At 69.2% G+C, this 25338-nt stretch carries 24 protein-coding genes; 20 read left to right on the top strand and 4 right to left on the bottom strand.

Annotation, left to right across the window (positions count from 1 at the left end; translation table 11 throughout):
* Positions 1–45 precede the first annotated feature (45 nt).
* From dinB to QNA09_RS01105, 3 genes are all read right to left on the bottom strand, one after another.
* On the bottom strand, positions 46–1293 hold the full coding sequence (dinB, locus tag QNA09_RS01095) for a DNA polymerase IV (protein ID WP_010594585.1): 1248 nt from the start codon (positions 1291–1293) through the stop codon (positions 46–48).
* A gap of 25 nt (positions 1294–1318) precedes the next feature.
* Positions 1319–2731: a DNA repair protein RadA gene (gene radA / locus QNA09_RS01100; protein WP_010594584.1), complete on the bottom strand. Its 1413-nt coding sequence runs from the start codon at positions 2729–2731 to the stop codon at positions 1319–1321.
* Positions 2732–2823: 92 nt separating this feature from the next.
* A complete protein-coding gene (locus tag QNA09_RS01105) occupies positions 2824–3462 on the bottom strand; it encodes a hypothetical protein (protein ID WP_010594583.1) in 639 nt (212 codons plus the stop codon).
* Positions 3463–3749: 287 nt separating this feature from the next.
* On the opposite strand from QNA09_RS01105, the gene carD reads away from it, so the two are divergent.
* The 6 genes from carD to QNA09_RS01135 all read left to right on the top strand — a co-directional run bounded on the left by carD (position 3750) and on the right by QNA09_RS01135 (position 8391).
* Complete coding sequence (gene carD / locus QNA09_RS01110; RefSeq protein WP_003935974.1) at positions 3750–4238, top strand: RNA polymerase-binding transcription factor CarD; 489 nt, start codon at positions 3750–3752, stop codon at positions 4236–4238.
* Between the two features lie 27 nt (positions 4239–4265).
* Complete coding sequence (ispD, locus tag QNA09_RS01115) at positions 4266–4958, top strand: 2-C-methyl-D-erythritol 4-phosphate cytidylyltransferase (RefSeq protein WP_010594582.1); 693 nt, start codon at positions 4266–4268, stop codon at positions 4956–4958.
* Complete coding sequence (gene ispF / locus QNA09_RS01120; protein WP_010594581.1) at positions 4959–5435, top strand: 2-C-methyl-D-erythritol 2,4-cyclodiphosphate synthase; 477 nt, start codon at positions 4959–4961, stop codon at positions 5433–5435.
* A gap of 11 nt (positions 5436–5446) precedes the next feature.
* Positions 5447–6841, top strand: a complete 1395-nt coding sequence (gene cysS, locus QNA09_RS01125) for a cysteine--tRNA ligase (protein WP_040273817.1) — start codon at positions 5447–5449, stop codon at positions 6839–6841.
* Positions 6841–7803 (top strand): 23S rRNA (guanosine(2251)-2'-O)-methyltransferase RlmB, encoded by a 963-nt coding sequence (gene rlmB, locus QNA09_RS01130; RefSeq protein WP_010594578.1) that lies wholly within the window; start codon positions 6841–6843, stop codon positions 7801–7803. The genes cysS and rlmB overlap by 1 nt, the downstream gene beginning before the upstream one ends.
* Positions 7804–7920: 117 nt before the next feature.
* On the top strand, positions 7921–8391 hold the full coding sequence (locus QNA09_RS01135) for a hypothetical protein (RefSeq protein WP_040273753.1): 471 nt from the start codon (positions 7921–7923) through the stop codon (positions 8389–8391).
* Between the two features lie 12 nt (positions 8392–8403).
* On the opposite strand, the gene QNA09_RS01140 is transcribed toward QNA09_RS01135, so the two are convergent.
* Positions 8404–9273 (bottom strand): biotin-dependent carboxyltransferase family protein, encoded by an 870-nt coding sequence (locus tag QNA09_RS01140; RefSeq protein ID WP_040273756.1) that lies wholly within the window; start codon positions 9271–9273, stop codon positions 8404–8406.
* Between the two features lie 185 nt (positions 9274–9458).
* Between QNA09_RS01140 and QNA09_RS01145 the strand changes: the two genes are divergently transcribed.
* The 14 genes from QNA09_RS01145 (at position 9459) to QNA09_RS01210 (ending at position 25337) form a co-directional block, all read left to right on the top strand.
* Entirely contained in the window at positions 9459–10139 is a 681-nt protein-coding gene (locus tag QNA09_RS01145; protein ID WP_237658172.1) for an SGNH/GDSL hydrolase family protein, read from the top strand.
* Between the two features lie 59 nt (positions 10140–10198).
* Positions 10199–10861, top strand: coding sequence for a TetR/AcrR family transcriptional regulator (locus tag QNA09_RS01150; protein ID WP_010594574.1), 663 nt, complete (start codon positions 10199–10201; stop codon positions 10859–10861).
* Positions 10862–11259: 398 nt separating this feature from the next.
* Positions 11260–13506 (top strand): MMPL family transporter, encoded by a 2247-nt coding sequence (locus QNA09_RS01155; RefSeq protein WP_162919278.1) that lies wholly within the window; start codon positions 11260–11262, stop codon positions 13504–13506.
* Positions 13507–13565: 59 nt separating this feature from the next.
* A complete protein-coding gene (locus QNA09_RS01160) occupies positions 13566–13997 on the top strand; it encodes a hypothetical protein (protein WP_253260959.1) in 432 nt (143 codons plus the stop codon).
* Entirely contained in the window at positions 13978–15108 is a 1131-nt protein-coding gene (locus QNA09_RS01165; protein ID WP_040273761.1) for an acyl-CoA dehydrogenase family protein, read from the top strand. The genes QNA09_RS01160 and QNA09_RS01165 overlap by 20 nt, the downstream gene beginning before the upstream one ends.
* Before the next feature lie 10 nt (positions 15109–15118).
* Positions 15119–16159, top strand: coding sequence for an SDR family oxidoreductase (locus QNA09_RS01170; protein ID WP_225222885.1), 1041 nt, complete (start codon positions 15119–15121; stop codon positions 16157–16159).
* Positions 16156–17397 (top strand): aspartate aminotransferase family protein, encoded by a 1242-nt coding sequence (locus tag QNA09_RS01175; protein WP_010594569.1) that lies wholly within the window; start codon positions 16156–16158, stop codon positions 17395–17397. The genes QNA09_RS01170 and QNA09_RS01175 overlap by 4 nt, the downstream gene beginning before the upstream one ends.
* A 23-nt stretch (positions 17398–17420) precedes the next feature.
* Positions 17421–17879, top strand: a complete 459-nt coding sequence (locus QNA09_RS01180; protein ID WP_010594568.1) for a type II toxin-antitoxin system RatA family toxin — start codon at positions 17421–17423, stop codon at positions 17877–17879.
* Positions 17876–18901: a bifunctional lysylphosphatidylglycerol flippase/synthetase MprF gene (locus tag QNA09_RS01185; protein ID WP_082061329.1), complete on the top strand. Its 1026-nt coding sequence runs from the start codon at positions 17876–17878 to the stop codon at positions 18899–18901. Before QNA09_RS01180 ends, QNA09_RS01185 begins: the two co-directional genes overlap by 4 nt.
* Positions 18902–18912: 11 nt before the next feature.
* The gene (locus QNA09_RS01190; RefSeq protein ID WP_010594566.1) at positions 18913–20313 is read left to right on the top strand and encodes an FAD-binding oxidoreductase; all 1401 of its coding nucleotides are present in this window, start codon (positions 18913–18915) and stop codon (positions 20311–20313) included.
* The gene (locus QNA09_RS01195) at positions 20310–21725 is read left to right on the top strand and encodes an NAD(P)/FAD-dependent oxidoreductase (RefSeq protein WP_010594565.1); all 1416 of its coding nucleotides are present in this window, start codon (positions 20310–20312) and stop codon (positions 21723–21725) included. The genes QNA09_RS01190 and QNA09_RS01195 overlap by 4 nt, the downstream gene beginning before the upstream one ends.
* A 1-nt stretch (position 21726) precedes the next feature.
* Positions 21727–22632, top strand: coding sequence for an alpha/beta fold hydrolase (locus QNA09_RS01200; RefSeq protein WP_308072167.1), 906 nt, complete (start codon positions 21727–21729; stop codon positions 22630–22632).
* Positions 22622–23542: an alpha/beta hydrolase gene (locus QNA09_RS01205; protein WP_010594563.1), complete on the top strand. Its 921-nt coding sequence runs from the start codon at positions 22622–22624 to the stop codon at positions 23540–23542. Before QNA09_RS01200 ends, QNA09_RS01205 begins: the two co-directional genes overlap by 11 nt.
* A gap of 4 nt (positions 23543–23546) precedes the next feature.
* Positions 23547–25337, top strand: a complete 1791-nt coding sequence (locus QNA09_RS01210; protein WP_010594562.1) for an NAD(P)/FAD-dependent oxidoreductase — start codon at positions 23547–23549, stop codon at positions 25335–25337.
* Position 25338: the final 1 nt, after the last annotated feature.

Consider the following 25338-nt stretch of genomic DNA (forward strand, 5'->3'; position numbering starts at 1 on the left):
CGTCCGACACCGAGTCCGTCTGACACCGGTCCGTCTGACACCGGGTCACTCCGGGAGGAGGGGCACGGCCGGGTGCGGCCGCCGGCCGAGCACCGAGGCCGAGGTGAGCGCGCGCGTGCCGAACCGGCCGTGCACATCGTCGAGCACGGCGTCCAGTGCGTGACGGTCGAGGGCCGGGTGACCGGCTGCCGCGCCGTCGCGGGCCGGTTCGTCGAACGGCAGCTCGAGCTGTTCGGTGCCCGCGGAGTCGAGATTCGACACGGCCACCCCGATCAGGGTCAGCCCCCGGTCCGAGACCAGTGGCTGCGCGAGGCCGAGCAGTTCCCGCGCGGCGCCGAGGACGACGTCCGTGCGGGCCGTGGGTGCGCGCAGCGTGTGCGATCGCGTCGCCCGGGAGTAGTCGGCGAAGCGCAGGCGCAGCACCACGGTGCGGCCGGCACGCCCGGCCGCACGCATGCGGCCGGTGACCCGTTCCACCAGCATCCGCAGGGTCGCGTCGACCAACCCGGGATCGTGTCCGGCGGCGCTGCGGGGCCGGCCGAGGGCGTGCTGCGCCCCCACGGACCGGCGCCGACGGTGGGGCCGGACGGGCCGCGGATCGTGTCCGTGCGCCAGCGCATGCAGATGGCGTCCCACCGACCTGCCGAGCAGCGCGACGAGTTCGACCTCGCTCTCCCGCGCGAGGTCGGCCACGCGGTGGAGGCCGTGCGCGTGCAGCGTCGCGGCGGTCACCCTGCCGACGCCCCACAGCCGTTCGACCGGTAACGGACGCAGGAACTCGAGTTCCCGGTCGGGTGGCACCACCAGCAGCCCGTCCGGCTTCGCGACGCCGCTCGCGACCTTGGCGAGGAACTTGGTCCGGGCCACCCCCACCGTGATCGGCAACCCGACCTGTTCGGCGACGTCGCGCCGCAGCCGGGCGGCGATGTCCCCCGGGGTGCCGTCGATCCGCCACAGGCCGGCGACGTCGAGGAAGGCTTCGTCGATGGAGAGCGCCTCGACGAGTGGCGTGGTCTGCTCGAACACCGCGAACACGGCGCGGCTGGCCCGCGTGTACGCGTGCATGCGGGGAGGAACGACGATCGCCGCCGGGCACAGGGCGCGGGCGCCGCGCCCGGACATCGCCGTCGCGACGCCGAAGGCTTTCGCCTCGTAGCTGGCGGCGAGAACGACGCCGCCCCCGCCCACGATCACGGGACGGCCGCGCAGGCGCGGGTCGTCGCGTTGTTCGACCGAGGCGTAGAACGAGTCGAGGTCGGCATGCAGGATGGTCGCGAGACCGGACACGAACACATGTTCGCATCCGGCTCCGACAGGACTACAGTCCCAGCGCGGCCAGGGCCTGACCGACGTTGCCGACCTCGATCGGACCGCCGTCGGAGCCCGGGGGCCGCGACGTCCGCCGCCCCGGCTGCGCGAGTTCGTGCGGCACGATCGCGCGGCCGAAACCGAGCCGGCTCGCCTCTGCGATGCGGCGGCCGGCTCCGGTGACCCGGCGGACCTCGCCGGCGAGGCCGACCTCGCCGAGCAGCACCGTGCCCGGCGGCAGGGGGCGCTCGCGCGCAGCCGACGCGACCGCCAAGGCCAGCGCCAGGTCCGCCGCCGGATCGGTGATGCGCATGCCGCCGACGGTCGAGGCGTAGACGTCGCACTTGCCCAGCGGCAGCCGGCATCGCCGCTCGAGGACGGCCAGTACCATCGCGACCCGTGCCGCATCCAGACCGCTGACGGCACGCCGGGGTGCAGGGTTCTGCGTCGGCACGACCAGGGCCTGCAGTTCGCCGAGCAGGGGCCGTTTACCGTCCATGGTGACGGTCACGGCGGTCCCCGCCACCTCCTCGGTCCGGTGGTGCAGGAACAGTCCCGACGGATCGCTGACGCCCACGATGCCGCCCTCGGTCAGTTCGAAACAGCCCACCTCGTCGGCGGCGCCGAAGCGGTTCTTCACACCCCGCACCATGCGCAGGGTGGAGTGCTTGTCGCCCTCGAAGTGCAGAACCACGTCGACCAGGTGCTCGAGCGAGCGCGGCCCCGCCACCGCACCATCCTTGGTGACGTGCCCGATGAGCAGCACCGGGACACCGCTGGCTTTCGCGAGCGAGGTCAGCGCGCTGGTCACCGCCCGGACCTGGGTGACGCCGCCGGACACGCCGTCGACGTCGGCGGCGAGCATCGTCTGCACGGAGTCGACGACGAGGAGGGTCGGTTTCACCTGCTCGATGTGACCGAAGACGGTCGCCAGGTCCGACTCGGCGGCGAGGAAGACGCGTTCGTGCACCGAACCGGTGCGGTCGGCGCGCAGGCGCACCTGGCCCGCGGATTCCTCCCCGGTGACGTAGAGGGCCCGGTCGTCGCTGCCGCGCTGCGCCCAGCGATGGACCACCTCGAGCAGAAGTGTGGACTTACCGACGCCGGGTTCCCCGGCGAGCAGTACCACCGAGCCGGGAACGACGCCCCCACCGAGCACTCGGTCGAGTTCCTCGATGCCGGTGGGCTTCGCGTGGGTGGTCCTGCTGTCGACGAGGGTCAGCGGTGTGGCGGGGGTGGTCGGGAGCAGTGCGGCGGCCCCGGCGCGGGCGAGCGAGGTGCCGGGCCGCGCCGCCACCGCGGCGGGCAACGCCGGTGCCTCGTCCATCGAACCCCACGTCCCGCAGTCGGGGCAGCGGCCCACCCACTTCGCGACGGTGTGCCCGCAGTCGGTGCACCGGTAGATCGACTTCGTCTTTGCCACCGCGTCAGCCTAGGACCGGGGGCCGACACGAGAACGGGGCCCGGACCGAGCGGAGTGCTCGGTCCGGGCCCCGGGATGCGTCGGGGTGCCGGTCAGTGGCCGTCGCCCTCGACCGGCGACTTCTCGGAAACGTTGCGCTCGACGTCCGTGCCTGCGTCGACCGGGACCTGCATGGTGACGTCGCCGGCCTCGGCGAAGGTGAACGTGACCGGAATGGTCAGGCCCGGGCGCACGCCCTCCTTCAGGCCGGTGAGCTCGACCTGGGCGACGGACGGGGTATCGGAGGACTCCGCGGCCTCGGCGGGACGCGGGGACTCGTCGGTTGCGGCCTCGGCGGTCGCGTCCTCGGCGAGGGTCTCGCCGGTCAGGCCGGCCGAGATCGACGCCTGCGGCTCGATGCGCAGACCGGACACGCCGGTGGTCGACGACGCGAAGTCGGTGGTGATACGCGTCAGCTCGTCGGGAGTGGTCTCGCTCAGGTTCACCACGGTGAAGCCGAGTGCGGCCTTGCCTCCGGGTTCGAGGCTGTACTCCTCGGAGTCCGGGTAGATCACGTGCACGTTGCGCAGCGCGATGTCCCCGAGTTCGGCGCTGTTGCCGTTGACCGCTGCCACCTGGGTGGCGGTCTGGCTGATCTGGCCGGCGCCGCAGGCGGACAGCGTGAGCGCCGCACCCGCGGCCAGGGCGAGAGCGGTCGCGACTCGGCGAGTCGGCGCTTTGAGAGCAGTCACGGGTTGTCCTCCACTCGAGTAAGGCTCGCAATCCACTAGGCAGAGTAGTAGTCGAAGAGCGCCGAGTCTGCGCCGGGGGCGGAAGTCGTGGCTTTCGTCCTGCCCGGACCGACTCGGCGGGGCCGCCGGGGGCCGCCCCGGGCGACGTGTCGAATATCACGGGATACACGGAACCGGTTGGCTGTCAAGTCCTACGCGCGCGCCTCTGTGCCCCTGACCTGCGCCGTTGATGGGAGCCGGATGTGAGCACGTGTTAAACTCGAAGAATCGAAAGGGGCACGGGACACATGATTTTCAAGGTCGGAGATACCGTCGTATACCCCCATCACGGTGCGGCGCTGATCGAAGCTATCGAAACTCGCACCATCAAGGGTGAGCAGAAGGAATATCTCGTTCTGAAAGTCGCCCAGGGCGACCTGACGGTTCGGGTACCTGCGGATAATGCGGAATACGTCGGTGTTCGCGACGTGGTCGGGCAAGAAGGCCTCGACAAGGTTTTCCAGGTGCTGCGCGCACCGCACACCGAAGAGCCGACCAACTGGTCGCGGCGGTACAAGGCCAACCTCGAGAAGTTGGCCTCCGGAGACGTGAACAAGGTCGCCGAGGTCGTGCGCGACCTGTGGCGGCGGGAGCAGGACCGCGGCTTGTCCGCAGGTGAGAAGCGAATGCTGGCCAAGGCCCGGCAGATCCTCGTCGGCGAGCTCGCGCTCGCGGAAGGCACGGACGACGTCAAGGCCGACAGCCTGCTCGACGAGGTGCTCGCCGCCGCCTCCTGAGCGGCCACGCGCACCGCAGAACTGCAGATGAACGATCGCAACGGGCCGGTCGTCGGAATCATTCCGGCGGCCGGCCGTGGTGTCCGCCTGGGCGAATCCCTGCCCAAGGCGTTCGTCGAACTCGACGGGCGCACGATGCTGGACCGGGCCGTCGAGGCCATGCTGACCTCGGCGGTGGTCGACCGGGTCGTCGTGGTGGTGCCGCCGGACCTGGTGACATCCGTCGCAGCCACGGCGCCGCCGCAGGTGCAAGTGGTGGCGGGCGGCGCGGAACGCACCGATTCGGTGCGCGCCGGACTGGCGGCCGCGGAGGACGCCGCCCACGTCCTGGTGCACGACGCCGCACGCGCCCTGACCCCACCGGAGCTGTTCGCCCGGATCGTGGCGGAACTGCGCGGCGGTCGTCGCGCGGTGATCCCGGTGCTGCCGGTCGCAGACACCGTCAAGAGCGTCGACGGCGCGGGCCGGGTCACCGGCACCCCCGACCGGTCCGCTCTCCGCGCGGTGCAGACGCCGCAGGGATTCGCCGCCGACCTGTTGCGCCGAGCCAACGCCGGCGCCGGCGACGCCACGGACGACGCGGGCCTCGTCGAGCGTCTCGGCGAGAGCGTGTACACCGTTCCGGGCGAACCGCTCGCCTTCAAGATCACCACACCGCTCGATCTGGTCCTGGCCCGCGCCGTGCTCGCGGCCGGGACCCCCGTCGGACAGGAGAGCTGAGTGCGCGTCGGGATCGGTACCGATGTCCATCCGATCGAACCCGGACGGCCGTGCCGGCTGGCCGGGTTGCTGTTCGAGGATGCCGACGGGTGCGCAGGGCATTCGGACGGGGACGTCGCGGCGCACGCGCTGTGCGACGCCCTGCTCTCCGCGGCCGGTCTCGGCGACCTCGGTTCGGTCTTCGGTACCGGCCGCCCGGAGATGCACGGCGCGAGCGGGGTGTCGATGCTCGCCGAGGTGCGGCGCCTGCTCGACCTGCAGGGCTTCACGATCGGGAACGCGGCCGTCCAGGTGATCGGGAACAGGCCGAAGATCGGTCCCCGCCGCGACGAGGCGCAGCAGGTGCTGTCCGAGGTCCTCGGGGCGCCGGTGTCGGTGTCCGCGACGACGACGGACGGGCTCGGGCTGACCGGGCGCGGCGAGGGCGTCGCCGCCGTCGCGACGGCACTCGTCCTTCCGCGCGACGACGACCGGTAGGATTGCCGGTCGTGACCTTGCGCTTGTTCGACACCGAATCGCGGGCCGTGCGGGATTTCGTTCCGCTGATCCCCGGCCGGGCTTCGGTGTACCTCTGTGGCGCGACGGTCCAGGGCGAGCCCCACATCGGCCACGTGCGCAGCGGCGTCGCGTTCGACGTGCTGCGGCGCTGGCTGATGGCGAAGGGCCTGGATGTCGCCTTTGTGAGAAACGTCACAGACATCGACGACAAGATTCTGCGCAAGGCCGCCGAGGCAGGCCGCCCCTGGTGGGAGTGGAAGACGACGTACGAGCGGGCCTTCGCGCACGCCTACGATCGGCTCGGAGTGCTGCCGCCGTCCGTGGAGCCGCGCGCGACGGGCCACGTCACCCAGATGGTCGAGCTGATGCAGCGCCTGATCGACGCCGGCCACGCCTACGCGGCCGACGGCAACGTGTATTTCGACGTGCTCAGCTACCCCGAGTACGGCCGGTTGTCGGGGCACCGGATCGACGATGTCCACCAGGGGGAGAGCGCGGGGAGCGGCAAGCGGGACCCACGTGACTTCACCCTGTGGAAGGCGGCCAAGCCGGACGAGCCGTCGTGGCCGACACCCTGGGGTCGCGGCCGCCCGGGCTGGCACCTCGAGTGCTCCGCGATGGCCGAGTACTACCTCGGGGAGTCCTTCGACATCCACTGCGGCGGCATGGACCTGGTCTTCCCGCACCACGAGAACGAGATCGCCCAGGCCAAGGCTGCCGGCGACGGGTTCGCGCGGTACTGGCTGCACAACGGCTGGGTGACGATGGGCGGCGAGAAGATGTCCAAGTCGCTCGGCAACGTGCTGTCCATCCCGAACGTCCTCGCCCGGGTGCGCCCGCAGGAGCTGCGCTACTACCTGGGCAGTGCCCATTACCGGTCCATGCTCGAATACTCCGACGCGGCTCTGCACGAGGCGGCGGCGGGGTACCGCGGACTGGAGTCGTTCGTCCTCAAGACCCGGGACCGGGCCGGCGAGATCCCGGTGGGAACGTGGACCGAGGAGTTCGCCGCCGCCCTCGACGACGATCTCGGCGTGCCGAAGGCGCTCGCCGAGATCCACGGTCGGCGCAGCGAGGGCAACAAGGCGCTCGACGCCGGCGACCTGGACACCGCGGTGCACATCGCCGGACAGGTACGCGCCATGCTCGGGATCCTCGGGGTGGACCCGCTCGACCCGCACTGGGCCGAGGTGGCTGGCAGCGATTCGGCGGCCCTCGAGGCCCTCGAGGTGCTGGTGTCCGCAGAGCTCGAACGCCGGCAGGCGGCGCGGGCTGCGAAGAACTGGGCGCTCGCCGACGAGGTGCGCGATCGATTGACGGCGGCGGGCATCGAGGTGACCGATACGCCCAACGGACCCGAGTGGTCCCTGAAAGCAGGGCAGTGATGGCTGGTAATTCTCAGCGACGAGGTGCGGTCCGCAAGGGCGGCACCAAGAAGGGACAGGTCGTCGGGTCCGGTGGGCAGCGCCGCCGCGGCCTCGAGGGCCGCGGTGCCACCCCCAAGGCCGAGGACCGTCCCTACCATCCCGCCGCGCGGCGCGCCCGTGCTGCGGCGAAGACCGCCGACAAGCGCGGCCGCAGCACGGCCGGCCGCAAGGGCGAGGACGGCCCGGAGATGGTGCTGGGCCGCAACCCGGTGGTGGAGTGCCTCCGCGCGGACGTTCCCGCGACGGCACTGTACGTCGCCGTGGGCGCCGAGGCGGACGAGCGACTCAAGGAGGCCGTGCAGCGGGCCGGGGACGCCGGCATCTCGATCCTGGAGGTCCCGCGCGGCGAGCTCGACCGGCTCACCGCCAACGGCATGCACCAGGGCATCGGATTGCAGGTTCCGCCGTATCGCTACGCCCATCCGGACGACCTGCTGGCCGTCGCCCACGACAACCACGAGCGGCCGCTGTTGGTGGCTCTCGACAACATCACCGACCCGCGGAACCTCGGTGCGGTGATCCGGTCGGTCGCAGCGTTCGGCGGCCACGGCGTGCTGATCCCGCAGCGTCGCAGCGCTGCCGTCTCGGCGGTGGCATGGCGAACCAGCGCGGGTGCCGCGGCCCGCCTCCCCGTCGCCCGGGCGACCAATCTGACGCGCACCCTCAAGGACTGGCAGTCCCGTGGGGTCCGGGTCGTCGGTCTGGATGCGGGGGGCGATACCACCCTCGACGATTTCGACGGTACGGACCCGGTGGTGATCGTCGTCGGCTCCGAAGGCAAGGGGCTGTCCCGACTGGTCCGCGAGACGTGCGACTCGATCCTGTCGATCCCGATGGCCGGTGACGTGGAGTCGCTCAATGCGTCCGTCGCTGCCGGTGTCGTGCTCGCGGACATCGCGCGTCAACGCCGCATGCTGTAGTTCCGTCGGCCGTGCGGCCGGTGTCGTTCCGTCGGCCGTGCGGCGGGGGTCGGGGAACCGTTCCGCTTCCGGCCGCGTCGAATCGGGTAGAGCTGATCGACAGCGGACGGGGGACACATGGCACAACGAACCGAATTCACGGGACGGATCGGAATCGATCCGCCGCTGAACCGACACGAGATCGACTTTCTCGTCGCGTTCGCCGGACCGGCCAGTGGCCCCCACCGGTCCCCGGCCGACGGGCTGCCCACCCGGGGGCGACCGCTGTCGTGGTGCCAGTGGGTACCCACCGCCGACGGCGCCGCGCTGGTGTGGAACGGCGGCGAGTGCTTCTACTTCTACACGGAGTGGCTGGCCTACCTGATCGACACCTTCCTCTCGCGCCGGGCGCGGCTGCGACGTGCCTCGCGTGCGGCGGTCCCGTCCGGGAACTTCACGTTCGATCACGTTCTCACCGGCACGGTCGACGTCCGCACACCGGCCGGCACGCTGCGACGAATCACCGTGCGGGACAACCATGTCCAGGAGTGTGTCGTCGCCGGGCCGAGTCCCGTGGTCCGGCCTCCGGGAGATGTGGCGGTGTCCTGAGCTGTTTCGCAGTCATCGCGTGAGGGTGGCGACGAACCGCACCCGATGTCCCGGCCCGAGCTGCGCGGCGACGGGAAGATCGGCGGGCAGGACGACGGCGATCACCGGGTGGTCGCCGACGACGGGATGGTCGACCAGGAACAGGATGGGGTTGCCGTCCGGGGGGACCTGCACCGAGCCCGGGGCGGTCGGCTCCGGACGATCGGTTCCGCCACGCGCGAGATGCAGCTTGCCGGGTCCCTGCAAGCGGATGCCGATGCGGTCCAGCTGCGGGGTCACGGCCCATGTCTCGTGCAGCAGCGCATGCACCGAACCGGCGCTGAACTCTCCGGGGTGCGGGCCCAGATGCACGCGGAGCAGTGCCGGGTCCTCGGGCGGGGCCGGTGGCGGGATCTGTTCCTCGCCGGGTAGCTCGCCCGTCAGGGTGCCGACCGGTATCCGGTCGCCGTCCCTGAGCCGGTCGGGCCCGGTCCCGGTCAGGGTGTCGGTGGATCGGCTGCCGTGGGTCTCGGGCACGTCGATTCCGCCGCGTACCGCCAGATACGAGCGCACTCCGCTCGTCGGATTACCGAGGGCCAGCACGGCGCCGTCGTCCAGCCTGAGCACCGAGTAGTCGGCCTCGGGGTGGCCGTCGACGGTGACCGGCACGCGGGCGCCCGTCACCGCAACGACGTTCGCGCCGATGCTGCGCACCGTCAGACCGCCGGCGGTGATCTCGAGCGTCGCCGCAGACGGGTCGTTGCCGACCAGGCGGTTCGCAGCGTCGTGCGCCGTTCGGTCGGCGGCGCCCGATACGCCCAGCCCCTGGTCCTCGCGTCCCGGCCGGCCGCGGTCCTGGACGGTGGTGAACATTCCGCTGTGGACGACTTCGAGCCCTTGCATGGGGGAAATTGTCCTCGCCCCGCCGCCTGCGGCGGGCGCGTCCGGGGGATCTCGCTGCCCCCGAACATATCCGTCCCGGACCGGCGGTCGGCGATCGGCCGGCGAGCGACACGCAGCCCCTCCGAGCGACGGCGAGGCGCGCCACATCTTGCCGAAGTAATACGGTCGATCGTATGCTCATCCGCATGACGACAGTATCGAAGCCGCTCACCGAGGACACCGATCCGCACGTCCTGCCTCCGGCCACGGCCGCCGCGATGCTCGAGGGTGCACCGTGGAAGCGGTACGCCGTGTTCGGCGACAGCCTGTCGGTGGGCGCAGGCGATCCCACGCCCGGCTACGACAACCTCGGATGGCCCGCTCGGGTCGAACGGGTTCTTCGAATGGTCGAACCCGACCTCCGATACCTCAACACGGCGCGCATCGGTGCCACCACGGCGCAGGCGCTGGAGGAGCAGGCCGAGCGGATCGCCGCCTTCGAACCCGACCTGCTGCACGTCAACAGCGGTGCGAACGATCTCCTGCGCCGCAATCCCGACTGGCATCGGATCGAAGACGGACTGCGCACGATGTACACCTGGGCGGCGGGGACCGGCGCCCAGCTCAGCGTCCTGACGTTGGGTCGCGCATTCGTCATCCCGGCCTTCCCGGACTGGACCGAGCGTGTCGCCCGCCTCAACGACATCACCCGGAAACTCGCCCGCGAGTTCGACGCCGTCCTCGCCGATTCGTGGGACCACCCGCTCAACGACCGCGAGAACCTGCTGAGTGAGGACAAGATTCACTTCGCCACCACCGGGCAGGCCGTCCTCGCGACGTTGGTCCTCGAACAGCTCGCGGCCCGGGTGGGCGCCGACCGGACCTAGGGGCAGGACTGGACCCGCCACGAAATCGCTGGAGAATCGGGTGACGTAAAATTCACCGCATGTCGAGCGCGACACCCCCGTCGTCGGGAACGGCAAGTCCGCTTGTCGGTGACATCACCGACAAGCGGCTTCTTCGGGGTGCCCGCACTCGTCGCGCGGTCCTGGACCGGGCGGTCGACCTCGCGTCGCTGGACGGTCTCGAGGGGCTGAGCTTCGGACGCCTCGCCACCGACACCGGTCTCAGCAAGGCCGGTATCCAGAGTCTGTTCCGTACCAAGGAGGCGCTGCAGCTCGCCACCGTCGATCATGCCCGGTCGATGTTCGTCGATTTCGTCGTTCGTCCTGCCCTGTCCGAACCCCGAGGGGTGGCGCGGATCCGGGAGCTCATCGGACGCTGGATCGTCTACGCGGAACGGCCACTGTTCGCCGGCGGCTGTTTCCAGGCCGCCAATCTGACGGAGTTCGACAGCCGGCCCGGCCCGGTTCGGGACGCGCTCGCGCGCAACCAGCAGGAGTGGGTCGACGCGCTCTCCGGCGAGCTCGCCGTCGCCGTCGAGAACGGTGAAATCGCCGATCTCGATGCGGATCTCGCGGCATTCCAGATCGACGCGGTGCTGCGGTCCGCGAACACCGCCATGCGCCTCGGAGACGGAGCGGCGGGGGACAAGGTCCGACGCATCGTGGAAGGACTGCTGCGTCCGCCGGGGCGAACCGTCCGATAGGGCGCGGTCTCACGCGTGTGATCCGGCGCGATTCGATGACGGGCCCCCGTGAGCCGGGGATCTCCGACTTCGTTGTGGGGCAACAATATGCACAGGAACGTCCAACTCGTCGGGATCCGGGTGACCGGTCCGAGCGTCGTCGAGGTTGTTCGCCGACAGGTTGACGCCGGGGGTGCCCTCGGGCATGATCATCGGCAACGGCGCCGCCGTCGGTCCGACCGGCCGATGGGGGCGCCGGCGCATGGCTGTCGAGACAGCGGCCACACCGGGTAGGGGACCCCGGTGGCAGGTCATTGGGGGGATTCACCGTTACGGCAACACATCTGGATGTCGGTGTACAACGAGGTCGCCGACGTCCAGGTTGCCGTGCCGGTGATTGATCAGAATGGGCACAGCGCATGATCCTTGGCAGACTCGCCGACGTGGCATGGCGTCTACCTCGCACCGTGGTCGGGGCGGCGATGCTGTTCCTCGTCGTCGCAGGTGTCTATGCAGCGCCGGCCGCAACCCGGCTGCCGTCCGGTGGATACGATGTTCCGTCATCGGAATCAGCTCGGGCAGAACAGATTCTGGACCAAACGTTCCGAACGGGTGGACTGCCGGTGGTGTTCACGGTCACCGACCCTGCGGGAGCCGGCAGCGTGCGAGCGCGCGGCGAATCCTCCAGGATTGTTTCGGCACTGCAAGATTCGCCACACGCGGGCCAGATTGCGTCGTACTGGACTGCACCCTCCCCGCTCGACCAGGCCCTGCTGAGTGCGGACCGGAACACCGGGCTGGTCGTCGCACGAATCGCCGGCGACGATCGGGAGGCACCGATCAGGGCGCACGAGATCGCGGCGTCCCTCGTCGGAACCCGCGACGGTGTGACCGTCACCGCCGGTGGTCAGGCCATCACGTACTACGAAGGCACACAACAGTCCCGAAGTGATCTGATCCGGCTCGAGATCATTGCGGTACCGCTGACCTTCATCGCGCTGGTCTGGGTGTTCGGCAGTCTCGTCGCGGCGCTGCTCCCGCTGCTCGTCGCGGCTATCGCTGTCGTCGGCACCGGTGCCTGCCTCTGGGCGCTGTACGCCGTCACCGACGTCTCGGTGTTCGCGGTGAACCTGGCGACGGGCCTGTGCTTGGCTCTCGCGGTCGACTACACGCTGTTCATCGTCAACCGATTCCGTGAGGAACGGGATGCGGGGACCGACGCACACGCGGCGCTGGTACGCACCATGCTGACGGCCGGCCGGACCGTGTTCTATTCGGCGCTGACCATGGCGGTGACCCTGGCGACGTTGCTGATCTTCGAACCGTATCTGCTTCGCTCCCTGGCATATGCCGGACTTGCGAGTGTCGGATTCGCGATGGCGGGTGCGTTGTGCGTCGCGCCGGCGCTGATCGTTCTCGCAGGAGATCGCATCGACGCACTCGATGTGCGAAAGCCGCTGCGACGCTGGTTCCGTCGCGAAGCCGTGCCGATCCGCGCCGTCGAGGATTCGTTCTGGTACCGCACGTCGGCGGCGGTGATGCGACGACCGGTCGTCGTCCTGGTGACGCTCACGATCGCGCTGCTGACCCTCGCGTGGCCGTTCCAGGGTGTGCAGTTGGCGTATCCCGACGACCGGGCGCTGCCGGAGTCGACGACTTCGCGGCAGACGGGCGACATTCTGCGAGCCGATTTCGCCCAGGACTTCGCCGGCTCGACCCCGATCGTTCTGACCGGTGCAGTGACGACCGTGCCGCAGGTCGCGGACTACGCGAGGGAACTCTCGACAATCGACGGTGTCCTGTCGGTCAGCAGCCCCGGCGGGGTGTATGCGAAGGGCATGCAGATCAGCCCACTCCGAGTCGATTCGGCAATCTCCGGTGACAGCGCATACGTCACGGTCTCGACCACGAAGGACCCGTACTCGCAGGAGGGCAAAGAGCAGCTCGAACGGTTGCGCGAGGTCCGGTCGCCGGCACCCACACTCTTCGGCGGCCTCGCGCAGCGTGACCTCGACAACGTGCACGGCATCACCGACCGCGTGCCCGTCGCAGTCGCGCTGATCGCTCTCGCGACGTTCGTGCTCATGTTCCTGATGACCGGCAGCGTGGTGCTTCCGGTCAAAGCGCTGGTCACCAACGCCCTCTCGCTCACAGCCGGATTCGGCGCCATGGTGTGGATCTTCCAGGACGGCAACCTCGGGGGTCTGGGTACCACCGCGACCGGACACGTCACGGCGTTCGTTCCACCCCTGCTCGCTGCCATTGCCTATGCGCTCTCGATGGACTACGAGGTCTTCGTGTTGTCGCGCATCCGCGAGGAATGGCTGGCGACCGGGAACAACCAGAGGTCGGTGTGTGCCGGCCTGGCGCGGACAGGTCGCATCGTCACGGCCGCCGCGGTCGTCATGACGGTGGTCTTCCTGGCGATCACCGCCGGGGAGGTTTCGTTCATGCGCGGACTCGGCCTCGGACTGACCATCTGCGTGCTGGTGGACGCGTTCGTGGTGCGCACGTTCCTCGTCCCGGCCGTCATGGCACTGACGGGCCGGTACAACTGGTGGGCGCCCGCGCCGCTGGCCCGATGGCACGCCAGACGCGGATTCCGCGAAGGGGAAGCGGTCCCGATCCCAGAACTACGAAAAGAGCAGTCGCTGTGGACAACCTGAACAGATTCGAAACCGAGGCCACGCATGCGGTCGCGCGGGCCGAGTGGTTTCTCGCACTGGTGGTCGTCGTGGTGCTGGCCGTCGCCCATCTCGACGAGATCGACTGGGTGGCGTTCGTCGCGCTCTTTCTGATCATCGACATCATCGGCTACATTCCGGGCGCGATCGCGTACCGGCGCAGCGCGGATCACGCGGTTGCGAAGGGCTACTATGTCGCCTACAACGTGATGCACAGCTTCCTCACGGCAGCCGCGATTGCGGCGGCATGGTCGCTGATCTTCGGTCCGGAATGGGCGCTTCTCGCACTGCCGATCCATCTGTGCGGAGACCGAGCTCTGTTCGGAAACACCATGAAGCCGTTCGGAATCTCGTTCGAACCGGTGAAGCATCCGGAGTTCGATGCCTTCGACCGTGCCTACCACCGCGTCGGTGTCCGCTCCGACGATTCCACGAACCACAGGGGGTTTCGACGTGCGCTTCCTCGCGCGTGAACGTGCCGTACTCGAGCAGTTCCTGCCGGGACTCGACGACGCGCTGGCCGATGTCCCGCTCGCGGACCTCGAGGGCAGTGCGGCCCTCGGTATCCCGCTGCTGCGTGATGCCGGCGGAGCCGGACTCGTGATTCCGGTCGAATACAAGGGCAAGGGCGCGAATGCTCTCGATGCCGTCAGGATCCAGCGGGCACTGGGCTCGCGGTCGCCGTCCCTGGCCGTGGCGAGCACCATGCACCACTTCTCCGTGTCCAGCCTCGTGCTGCTCGCCGAGACCGGGGGGAAGGAGTGGCTCGTCCTCGAAGCGATCTCCGCGAAGAACATGCTCGTCGCGTCCGGATTCGCGGAGGGCCGCCCCGACGGCCACATCCTCACCCCGACCATGGACGCCACCGTGACGGCCGACGGGGTCCGGGTCAGCGGGACGAAACGACCGTGCAGTCTGGCGCGGTCCATGGACCTGCTCACGGCCAGTCTCCGGCTGCCCTCCCCGGACGGTCGCGGGGACCGGCTGGCCGTCGCCCTCATTCCCGCCGACGACCCGGGTGTGACGGTCGCTCCGTTCTGGTCCAGCTTCGCTCTCGCCGGCGCCGAGAGCGATCAGGTGACGATCGACGACGTCCTGGTGCCTGCGGATCTGGTGGTACTCACGGAGGTGACCGAGGACGGGCGGCTCGACGCCGTCCAGACCGCGGGTTTCGTGTGGTTCGAGCTGCTCATGGCCGCCTCGTACCTGGGTGCGGCCAGCGCACTGGTCGAGCGTGTGCTGTCGGTGGAACGATCCGCCGACGTCGAGCGGATGCAGCTCGTCTCGCGCACCGAGAGCGCGCACGCGGCGATCGAGAACATCGCCCGGCAGGTCCCGCACGCGCAGACGGACGCGGGGCTCCTGGCCGACACCCTGTTGGTGCGGTACGCGGTACAGGACACGATCGCGTCGGTGGTACCCCGAGCGGTCGAACTGCTCGGTGGCATGAATTTCATGACGTCGGACGACGTCGGATACCTCGCCGCGGCCGTCAACGGCCTCGGCTTCCACCCGCCGTCGCGCACGCGAATGGCGGGACCGCTGACGCGCTATTTCGCGGGCAGCCCCCTCGAGATCGCATGAGGAGCGAAGAATGACGTGGCGTAGAAAGACACTGTTGTTGACCGGCGGCTCCGGCGTCGTCGGACGGGCACTGATCGACGAACTGTCGCACGACTTCGACGTGGTCTGCATGCGCAACCGCAACCCGGTCGACGACGTCCGGGTCAGCGAGTTCGCCGGGTCCTTCGCCGAACCGCGGCTCGGCCTGTCCGCCGGCGACTACGCCGTGCTGTCCCGCCGGGTGGATGTGATCGTGCACGCGGCGGCGGCAACCAGTTGGCGGGAGGACCCGCGACGGATTCGTGAGGTCAATCTCGGTGGCCCGACGGCATTGCTGGAGCTGGCGACGCAGGCATCGGCGCCGCTGTACTTCTTCAGTACCGCCTTCGTCGCGGATCCACCTTCGGCACAGGGACATTCGCCGGGAGCCGCGGCCTATGTGCAGTCCAAGATCGAAGCCGAGGCGCTCGTCCGGTCGCATGCCGTGCCGAGTGTGATCGTGCGGCCGTCGATCGTCATCGGTGATTCGGCGGACGGGCGGATGGCGGCGTTCCAGGGTCTGCACGCCGTGCTGGGAGCGATCGTGCGGGGCGCCGCACCGATGATCCCGATGCCGGCGAACGCTCTCATCGACTTCGTACCGCAGGACCTGGTTGCGGCCGTCATCGGCCGGCTCGTACGTCAGGAGGTCACCTCCGGCGAGTACTGGCTCACAGCCGGCGACCAGGCATTGTGTGCACGGCAGATCATGGACCTGTGCATGGGCCTGGCGGGTGACCTGGGTCTGTCGACGCGGGAACCGCGTCTCATCCCGACCGAAGCCGTGGACCGCCTGATCCTTCCGCTGCTGGAGGATTCGCTTCCGGCCCCGCTCCAGGCGAAGTTCCGCGATCTGCTCGAGTTCGCCTGGCTCTTCCAGAGCGCCGACCCGTTGCCGAACTCGCTGCCGGAACTGGGCTTCGCCGCGCAGGTCACCACGGAGGAGCTCCGGAAGACGGCCTACCTGTCGATGCGCTACTGGGCGCAGGTGAAGGGGCTCGTGGCCGGCGACGACGACGGGCGGGCGGCGTGACCGCCTCGGGCGTCCGGACCGGGATCGAGGACCTCTGCCGTGCTCACCAGGGCAGCGGGCGGGCCGCTCTGGGCCGTCTGCTCGGGGGCATGGAGGAGATCGCGTCGGAGGGCGCCTGGGTCGTCGTCGCGGACGGTCGGCGCTTCCTGAACTTCGGCGGCCACGGGGTGTATCTGCTCGGGCACCGGCATCCGGAGGTGACGGCAGCGGTGCACCGGCAGATCGACACGCACCCGATGTCGACGCGCGTCTTCTTCGAACCCGCGGGCGTGCACGCGGCGGCGGCACTGTCCGCCGTCACGCCTGCGGGCCTGGACCTCGTGCACTTCGTCAACTCGGGCGCCGAGGCCACCGAGGCGGCGTTGAAGCTGGCGCGGGCACATGGCAAGACCGAGATCGTCACGACCGTCAACGGCTTCCACGGCAAGACCCTGGGGGCACTGAGTGTCACCGCCCGCCCGGTCTTCCAGAGGCCGTTCGAGCCGCTGCTGCCGGGGGTGACCGCCGTGCGGTACGGGGACGCCGCCGAACTCGACGCCGCGCTCGCCCGGGTCGCGGGCCGGGGCGTCCTCATCGTCGAGCCGGTACAGGGTGAGGGAGGGGTGATCGTGCCCCCTCCCGGCTATCTCGCCGCCGCGGCCGATCTGTGCCGACAGCACGACGCGCTGTTGATCGTCGACGAGATCCAGACCGGTCTGGGGCGCTTGGGCACGTGGTGGGGTATCGACGACGCTCGGATCGTTCCGGACATCATGCTCGTCGGTAAGGGACTCTCGGGCGGTGTCGTCCCGATCTCCGCGATGGTCGCCACAGCAGAGACGTATCAACCGTTCGCCAAGGACCCGTACCTGCATTCCTCGACCTTCGCGGCCTCGCCGATCGCGTGTGCGGCAGCCGCGGCGACGATCCGGGTCATGCGCGACGACGACATCGTCGGCAAGGCGGCGGATCTGGGCCGGCGCCTCGTCCACGCCGTCGGGAACGCCGTGGCGGCTCACTCCTCGGCGCACCGCATCGAGGTCCGCGGCCGCGGACTGCTGATCGGCATCGAGTTCGACGATCCTCGATCGGTCGGAGACCTGTACCTGAACCTCGTCGATCGCGGGGTTCTGGTCAACCACTCCCTGAATTCGCCGACAGTGCTACGTCTCACCCCGCCGGCCGTCCTTTCCGACGGTGAACTGGACTTCTTCCTGACCGCGTTCACCGACGCGCTGTCCGCTGCCTTTTTCGCCTGAGCCCTACAGCAAGGAGAACCCCCATGCGCAGTGTCACCATGTCGTTCGTCCTCCCCGGAATCGACCCGAGCGCCGCCTTCGACCGGATCGGCGACTTCGAGAGCTACCCCCGATTGACCGAGGCTGTGGTCGCGGTCGAGGTGGCCCCCGGGGACGCCGGCGAAGTCCGGTCCAGCTGGACCGTCAAGTTCCGCAAGGGGCTGCTGCGCTGGACCGAGCACGATGTGCTCGACCGCGACGCCGGAACGATCGCGTTCACGCAACTCGAAGGGGACTTCGAGGTGTTCGACGGAACCTGGCGCATCGGCCGGACGGAAGACGGCGCGTCGGTGGTCTTCGACGCCCGGTTCGACCTGGGCATTCCGTCACTGGCCGACATTCTCGACCCGGTCGCCGAGGGTGCGCTGCGCGAGAACATCGCCCTCATCCTGTCCGGGTTGTTCGGCGAGATACGACAGCCGGCGCTGGCGGTCGACGCGTGACCACCACCCAGGACGCCGCGCAGCACCTCGCGCGGCGAGATGCGCTCGCCGTGCTGCGGGACTACGCCCGGAGTTCGTCCGCGTTCCTCGCACTCAACGAGGGCAACCGGTACTTCACGGTGCCGGGTCGCACCGGGTTCGTCGCCTACCGGCCGGTCGGCCGACGTTACTGGATCCAGTTCACCGGTGCCGTCACCCCCGAGCACGATCGATCCGCCGTCGACCATGCCTTCGCCGAAGCGGCGAAGCGCGCCGGGAAACGGGTCGTGGCCGTGCAACTGGAGCGGTCCGATGCCGAGCGCGCAGCCGCGAACGGATGGGTGGTCAATCAGTTCGGATCCTCGTACAGCATCGACCTCTCCGCATTCAGCCTGCGCGGCCGGAAGTTCGTCAAGACCCGCAACATGATCACCCGTTCGCGTCGTGAGGGGGTGACCGTGCGCGAGGCGACGCCGGAGCAGCTGACCGACCCCGCGTTCGCCACCCGACTGGACCGGCTCGATGCCGCGTGGTTGCGGAACAAGGGGCGTCACGTCAAGGGACTCAGGCTGATGGTCGGGGAGCGCGGCGGCGAGGTCCAGGAGCAACGCCGGCTCTTCGTCGCCGAAGCCGCCGGCCGGATCGTCGCGTACATCTCCTACTCGCCCGTCTTCGGCGAGAAGGCCGGCTGGCTCTACGACTTGACGCGGCGATCCCCGGACGCGCCACCCGGCGTTGTCGAGCACATCTTCGCCGAGGCGGCACAGGTGCTGCGCGAGGACGATGCGCCCTGGCTGCACCTGGGGCTCACACCGTTCGTCGGCATCGACCCGGACGCTGCTCTTCCGGGTGCGTCCCGCATGCTGAGCACCGCAACAGGACTGATCGCGAAGCACGGTTCGGCCGTCTATCCGGCCGCGAGTCAGCTGGCCTTCAAGCTCAAATGGCGTCCCACCCTGGTGACGCCGGAGTACATCGCATTTCCCGGTCGTGTTCGCCTGCGAGACCTCTGGAGTCTCGCCCGGGCGACGAATTCGCTCTGAAAGGAGGAACAATGGTCGATGCGACCCGGTGCCTGGACACGGCACCGATCTGGAAGCAACTGGCGGATTACGTCCCCGATGCACCACGACTTCGCGGGTCGGCCGGGGCCGACCTCGTGGTCGTCGGCGCCGGACTCGCCGGACTCACCGCGGCCTACTACGCGGCCAGGGAACGGCCCGAACTGAACATCACCGTCCTGGAGGCCGGCCGGATCGGATCGGGGGCGACGGGCGCCAGCACCGGCATCGTCGGTCCCGGTCTGAAGATTCCGCTCGCGTCGCTGAGGAGGAAGTACGGCGACACCACGGCGCGCGCCGCCTTCGGCGCCTCCCAGCACGGGGTGAACCTGCTGCGCGAGCTCATCCGGACCGAGCAGATCGACTGTGATGCGCGAGAGGAACCGCACACGCTCGCGGCGCTCACGCCTCGTCAGCGCGAGCGGATGGCGGCCCACCTGATGCACCTCGAACAACTCGGCTACGGCGTCGAGTGGCTCGGGCCGCAGGACCTCGTCGAACGGGCGGGACCGGGATACGTGGCCGGATTCTCGTACGAGAACGTGCTGCTCGTGGATCCGTACCGCCTGCTGCTCGGTCTGGCCGACGCACTACGCCGCCGCGGTGTCGAGATCCACGAGCACAGTCGTGTCGTCGACATGCAGCCGGCACGAGGGGGTGCGACCAAGCTCTACACCGCGTCGGCCGACATCACCGCGGACCGTGTCCTGTTGGCCGTGGACGGGTACGCGCAGAAGCTCAATCCCTTCCCGAACTCGGTGGTGACGATCCGAGCTCACGTACTGGCCACCGACCCGCTGAGCTTCGAACAGCGCGCCGCCCTCGGCTGGAACGGTCGTGGCGGAATCATCGACCAGCGAAACTATTTCAACTACTACCGAATGACCGCCGACCACCGGCTGGTGTTCGGCGGGGGACCGGTCGTCGTACCGACCGGCGATCCCGTCCCCGACGCCCGCACCGCGGATGCGGTACAGCAGAGACTTCGTCGCGAGATCGGTGAGAGATTCCCGATTCTGAAGGATGTGCCGGTGGTGGCGAGATGGACTGCGCTGGCCGGGAGCACCGAGGACCGGCTGCCGGTCGTCGCTCCGGTGCCCGGACGGCCCGGTGTCCTCTACGCGGGCGCCTGGTGTGGTCACGGTCTGTCGCTCGCCGTGGATTCCGCCTGGCGCTTCGGGCGGACGGTGGGCGGCAGCGCGGCCGACAGCACCCTGCCGTGGACCCGCCTGCGGGGCCTGACACTGCCGAAGCCCGCGCTCGAGGCCGGCACGAGGGCATACCTGCGGATGCTCGACCTCGCCGATCGGCACGACCTGCGGACCGGATCGCCGAAGTCCCGGGAGGACGTGCCCGGACGCGTCGCTCCGGCCGAGGAAGGAGTCTTCTCATGAGCGCGAAGATCGATTCGGCCGTCCTGGCGCCGCCGACGGACGACATCCCGCCCGGTGCCGGGACGCAGGATCCCGTGCCGCCGAGCGGTGCGGGATCCTGCGAGGGGGCGAGCAGCTCGAGCTCGACCGGTGAACCGTGCATCGAGACCGCCGACATCGTGATCGTCGGCGCCCGGATCGCGGGGTGTGCACTCGCCGTCCGCTTCGCGGAGGCGGGAAAGCGCGTGGCGCTGCTCGATCGTGGTGAGCGGGAAACGGATGTGCTCTCCACCCACTACCTGCAGGACCTGCGGCTGTGGGACGAGCTGGGTGTGCTGCGTGAGTTGCACGAGTTCGGTGCTCCACCACTGCATTCCACTCGAACGGTCATGGACGGAGTGGACATGTCCGTGCATCACCCGCAGTGGCCGCGGATGTGTGTGCGACGGTCGGGCCTCGACGAGCTCCTGCGCCGCAGGGTCGAAGCCGTCGGGGTGCCGGTGCGCACCGGCGTGACGGTGCGACGGCTGCTGAAGGAGAACAACGGACGGGTGCGGGGGGTGCTGGCGACGAGAGCCGACGGCAGCGAGATCCGGATCCTGGCACCGCTGGTCGTGGGTGCGGACGGCAGGAACTCGACGGTTGCCAAGCTCGTGGGTTCCGCCAAGTACGCGGTCACCACCAACGATCGTGATGCCGTCTGGCGGTACTACCGGAATCTGCCGGTGCCGCCCGAGTTCCAGCTGGTTCGTGACGGCCGCGACATCTACTTCATGGTCCCGTGCGACGACGGCCTGACCCTGGTGGTCGCCCAGCCGCCCCGCGACGACCCCCGCGACTACCGGAACAGGGAGGTGTTCGAGGAGAACGCGCAGCGCATCATCCCCACGTTGCGCGGTCTCATGGCCGCCGCGGAACAGGTCGGTGACGTCCGCCAGGTACGTCGGATGGACGGCTACTTCCGGGAGGCGGCGGGACCGGGCTGGGTGCTGATCGGCGACTCCGGGCACTTCAAGGACGTCATCACCGGCCAGGGGATCTCCGATGCCCTGCGGCAGGTGCGGATGTTCACCCGCACGGTGCTGCCGGAATGGGGGAGCCCGCGCACCATCGACCGCGCTACCCGACGGTGGTGGAAGGAACGCGACGCCGAAGCGCGTCCGATGTACTACTTCTCCCGGTCGATCGGACTGGGTCTTCCGACCAATTCGGTGGACATCGAACTGTTCCGATACATCAGTGCGTCCCGGCGGCGCAGGGACAATCTCACGCTCATGCTGAGGCACGAGTACAACCCACGCAGGCTGATGGGTCTGCCCGCGGCGGTGTCCATGGTCCGTGCCGCGAGTCGGCCGCACAACTCGGTGGTCTCCGTCGTCGACGATGCGCGGGCATCGCTGTACCGGCAGTTCGGCCGGAAGCAGGCGAGGTGACGTGACGGTGCACAATCGATTCCAGCCCGGCTGGCGGCATCCCGATCTCGGCGAACGCGGCGACGTGCGTATCGGGTCGGGGGCGGTACGCTACTTCGAACGCGGAGACGGCGAACCGATCGTCCTCGTCCACGGCGCGATGGTCAACGCGAACCTGTGGCGCCGAGTCGTGCCCCCGCTGTCGACGCAGTTCCGGTGCGTGACGCTCGACCTGCCGTTCGGATCGCACGACGTCGGCGTGCCCCACGTCGACCTGTCACTCCCCGGGCTGGCGCGACTGGTCGTCGACTCGATCGAGACGCTCGGGCTCAGTGGCGCAACCGTGCTGGCGAACGACACGGGCGGCGCGGTCGCGCAGCTCGTCGTCGCACAACGTCCCGATCTCGTCGGACGCCTGGTCCTCACCTCCAGTGATGCGTACGGTGACTGTCCGCCCGCGGCATTCGGCTTCTTCAAGCTCGCGGCGTCGGTGCCGGGAGCCCTGCTCCCGATTCTGGCGCCGATGACGGTGCGGTCCTTGCGGCGTCTGCCGATCGCCCAGGGCTGGCTCACCCGACGAGCACTTCCGCCCCACATCTCGGATTCGTATGTGCTGCCGGCGATCCGGAATCGCGGAGTGCGTCGGGACCTGGCGCGAGTGGTGACCGGTCTGCAGTCGCGGCACACACTGGAAGCAGCGCGGCACTTCGACAGGTTCGACAGTCCCGTCCTCGTCGCGTGGTCCCGGGAGGACCGATTCTGTCCGCCTGCCAATGCGCACCGGCTCACGAGGGACTTTCCGGATGCACGGCTGGAGTGGATCCAGGACGCCTACACCCTCGCACCCGAGGACCGACCCGAGCGGGTGGCCGCACTCGTCTCCCACTTCATCACCACGACCGAAACGAGAGTCCCACATGACCGATGATCGTCGCGCATGGTGGCGCCATCGCAGTCTCGGCACACGGCGCGAGCTCACACTGTCCACCGGCCGGCTCGCCTACTTCGAGGCCGGTGCCGGTGAACCGATCGTTCTCCTCCACGGTCCACTCACGAATGCGAACGTCTGGCGCAAGGTGGTTGCCGCTCTGTCCGGGCGCTTCCGCTGCATCGCGCTGGACCTTCCCTTCGGCGCCCATTCCGTCCCGATGCCCGACGCGGATCTGTCCTTCGCCGGATTGGCGGCGATCGTGACGGAGGCGCTCGAAGCACTCGATCTGCGTGAGGTGACGCTGGTCGGCAACGACGGCGGCACCCCCGTCGCTCAACTGGTTGCCACGACGCGGCCGGACCTCGTCCGACGGCTGGTCCTGACGGCCGGCGGTGCGTACGACAACTGCCCACCGCGGCGGTACCGGGCGATCATGAAGGCCATCGCCTACGCGCCGGCGGCGCGTGAACTGATCCTCGGCCCGTTGCGCATCCGGGCCCTGCGGCGGCTCCCGATGTCCTACGGCTGGCTCGCGCGTCGACCGGTCGAACCGGCCACCTCCGACTCGTGGGTCCTCCCGGCCCTCGAGAGCGACGCTGTCTACGCAGACCTCCGCCGTATGCTCCGCAGCCTGGAACCGAGCGCTGTCCTCGCGGCCGCAGAGTCGTTCGGCGACTTCCCGGGGCCGGTGCTGGTCGTGTGGTCCCGGGAGGATCGCGTGTTCCCACCCGAACACGCCGAGCGTCTCGCCGGGGATTTCGCGGATGCCGGACTCGAGTGGATCGCCGACTCGTGTTCGCTGCTTCCCGAGGACAAACCGTTCGAAGTGGCACAGCTGCTCGCGGACTTCGTGCAGCGCACCAGCTCGGTGCCGGCTGCCGCAATCTCGACGAACCAGGAGAGCTGAGACGATGCTGGAAATCAGTAGACCCGAGGTGGCCGACGACACCCGCACCTTCGACGTCGCCATCATCGGTGGCGGCATCGGCGGAACCGCGCTCGCGGCGATCCTCGCCCGCAACGGCGTCCGGGTCGTGATGATCGAAGCCGGCGGACACCCACGCTTCGCGATCGGGGAATCGACCGTGCCGGAGACGATCGTCGGGCTGCGGGTGCTGGCGCGTCGCTACGACGTCCCGGAGCTGGGATACCTGGCCGGGCACAACACACTTCGCCGGAAGGTCAGTGCCGCATCCGGTGTGAAACGCAATTTCGGATTCGCGTACCACCGCGAAGGAGAGCCGTTCGCGGCCGAGGAATGCACACAGCATCCGACGTGGAGCCCGCCCATCGGCCCGGATTCGCACTTCTTCCGGCAGGACGTCGACGCCTACATGTTCCAGGTCGCGCTGTCGTACGGTGCGACGGGTCTGACCTACACACCGGTCACCGCGGTCGACTTCGACTCCGACGGGGCGACCATCCGGACCGCGTCGAGCGGTGACTTCCGGGCCGGCTTCGTGGTGGACGCGGGAGGCATGCGCAGTCTGCTGGGCGAGCAGCTCGATCTGCGCATCGACCCGCCGTACCGGACCCGGTCCCGCACGATCTTCAACCACTTCGTGGGTGTCGAACCGTTCGACCGCGTGGCCCCGCCGCGCAAGCAGCACCTGATGCCGAGCCCGTTCTCCCAGGGAACGCTGCACCACCTGTTCGAGGGCGGCTGGGCGTGGGTGATCCCCTTCGACAACCACGTGGGCACCACCAGTCAACTGTGCAGTGTCGGAATCAATCTCGATATCGACGTGTACCCGAAACGAGACGGCGAGACGCCGGAGGAGGAGTTCTGGGCGCACGTCGATCGCTTTCCCACGATCCAGCGGCAGATGCGGGCGGCCAGGGCGGTGCGGCCGTACACGTCCTCGAACCGGAGCCAGTTCGCATCGAAGCGGATCGTCGGCGATCGCTGGGTCCTGCTCCCGCATGCCTCCGACTTCATCGATCCGCTGTTCTCCAGCGGTCTCGCGGTCACCATGATGATCCTCAACGCACTCGGTCACCGTCTGATCTCCGCCGTCCGGGAGGACGACTTCTCGGTGGAGCGGTTCGAGTACGTCCAGACCTGGACGAAGCGGTCGTTCCGGTACTACGACGATCTCGTCAGCTTCTCGTACACCTCCTGGGACCACTTCGACCTGTGGAATGCATGGCACCGGGTGTGGTGCCTGGCCACCATGTACGGCGCCAACGCGCAGATGCAGACCGTCATGGAGTACGAGAAGACCAGGGACAAGGCGGTGTTCGACCGGTTGGAGCAACCGCCCTACCGCGGGCTGCAGGCCGTCGACAATCCGCGGTTCGCTGCGATGTTCGATGCGGCGTGCGCGGCGATGCAGGCATACCGCGACAAGGAGATCGACGCGACCGAGGCCGGCCATCGCATCCACGTCGCGCTGAAGGAGAGCGAGCTGGTTCCGTCCGCGCGCTGGACCGGTTGGCGAGCGCTCGACCCGGACAATCGTCTGCCCACGGGTGAGTTCACGCTGTGGGACATGACCCGGCTTCTGTTGTGGGGCAAGTACGCCAGTCCGCCCCACATCCGCGGAACCTACTTCACCAACGGATTCGCCGGAGTGGCGAAGGAAGCGGGCAAGTTGTATCTGTCGGAGCTGCGCCACGGCAGCGGGCTGAGCATGCAGGTGGCCCGCGACATGGTGTCGTATCGCAACCGGGACTGGCGTCGGGTCGGCGGACTCGACTAGG

The organism is Rhodococcus sp. AH-ZY2 (genome assembly GCF_030916465.1).
GTDB lineage: Bacteria > Actinomycetota > Actinomycetes > Mycobacteriales > Mycobacteriaceae > Rhodococcus > Rhodococcus ruber.

Coding starts and splice junctions, on each gene's coding strand:
- rlmB (WP_010594578.1), top strand. CDS start 6,841: ATGGCTGGTAATTCTCAGCGACGAGGTGCGGTCCGCAAGGGCGGCACC.
- QNA09_RS01145 (WP_237658172.1), top strand. CDS start 9,459: ATGACGACAGTATCGAAGCCGCTCACCGAGGACACCGATCCGCACGTC.
- QNA09_RS01195 (WP_010594565.1), top strand. CDS start 20,310: ATGAGCGCGAAGATCGATTCGGCCGTCCTGGCGCCGCCGACGGACGAC.
- carD (WP_003935974.1), top strand. CDS start 3,750: ATGATTTTCAAGGTCGGAGATACCGTCGTATACCCCCATCACGGTGCG.
- QNA09_RS01180 (WP_010594568.1), top strand. CDS start 17,421: ATGCGCAGTGTCACCATGTCGTTCGTCCTCCCCGGAATCGACCCGAGC.
- QNA09_RS01150 (WP_010594574.1), top strand. CDS start 10,199: ATGTCGAGCGCGACACCCCCGTCGTCGGGAACGGCAAGTCCGCTTGTC.
- QNA09_RS01140 (WP_040273756.1), bottom strand. CDS start 9,273: ATGCAAGGGCTCGAAGTCGTCCACAGCGGAATGTTCACCACCGTCCAG.
- QNA09_RS01155 (WP_162919278.1), top strand. CDS start 11,260: ATGATCCTTGGCAGACTCGCCGACGTGGCATGGCGTCTACCTCGCACC.
- QNA09_RS01170 (WP_225222885.1), top strand. CDS start 15,119: ATGACGTGGCGTAGAAAGACACTGTTGTTGACCGGCGGCTCCGGCGTC.
- QNA09_RS01135 (WP_040273753.1), top strand. CDS start 7,921: ATGGCACAACGAACCGAATTCACGGGACGGATCGGAATCGATCCGCCG.
- QNA09_RS01210 (WP_010594562.1), top strand. CDS start 23,547: ATGCTGGAAATCAGTAGACCCGAGGTGGCCGACGACACCCGCACCTTC.
- QNA09_RS01205 (WP_010594563.1), top strand. CDS start 22,622: ATGACCGATGATCGTCGCGCATGGTGGCGCCATCGCAGTCTCGGCACA.
- ispD (WP_010594582.1), top strand. CDS start 4,266: ATGAACGATCGCAACGGGCCGGTCGTCGGAATCATTCCGGCGGCCGGC.
- QNA09_RS01190 (WP_010594566.1), top strand. CDS start 18,913: ATGGTCGATGCGACCCGGTGCCTGGACACGGCACCGATCTGGAAGCAA.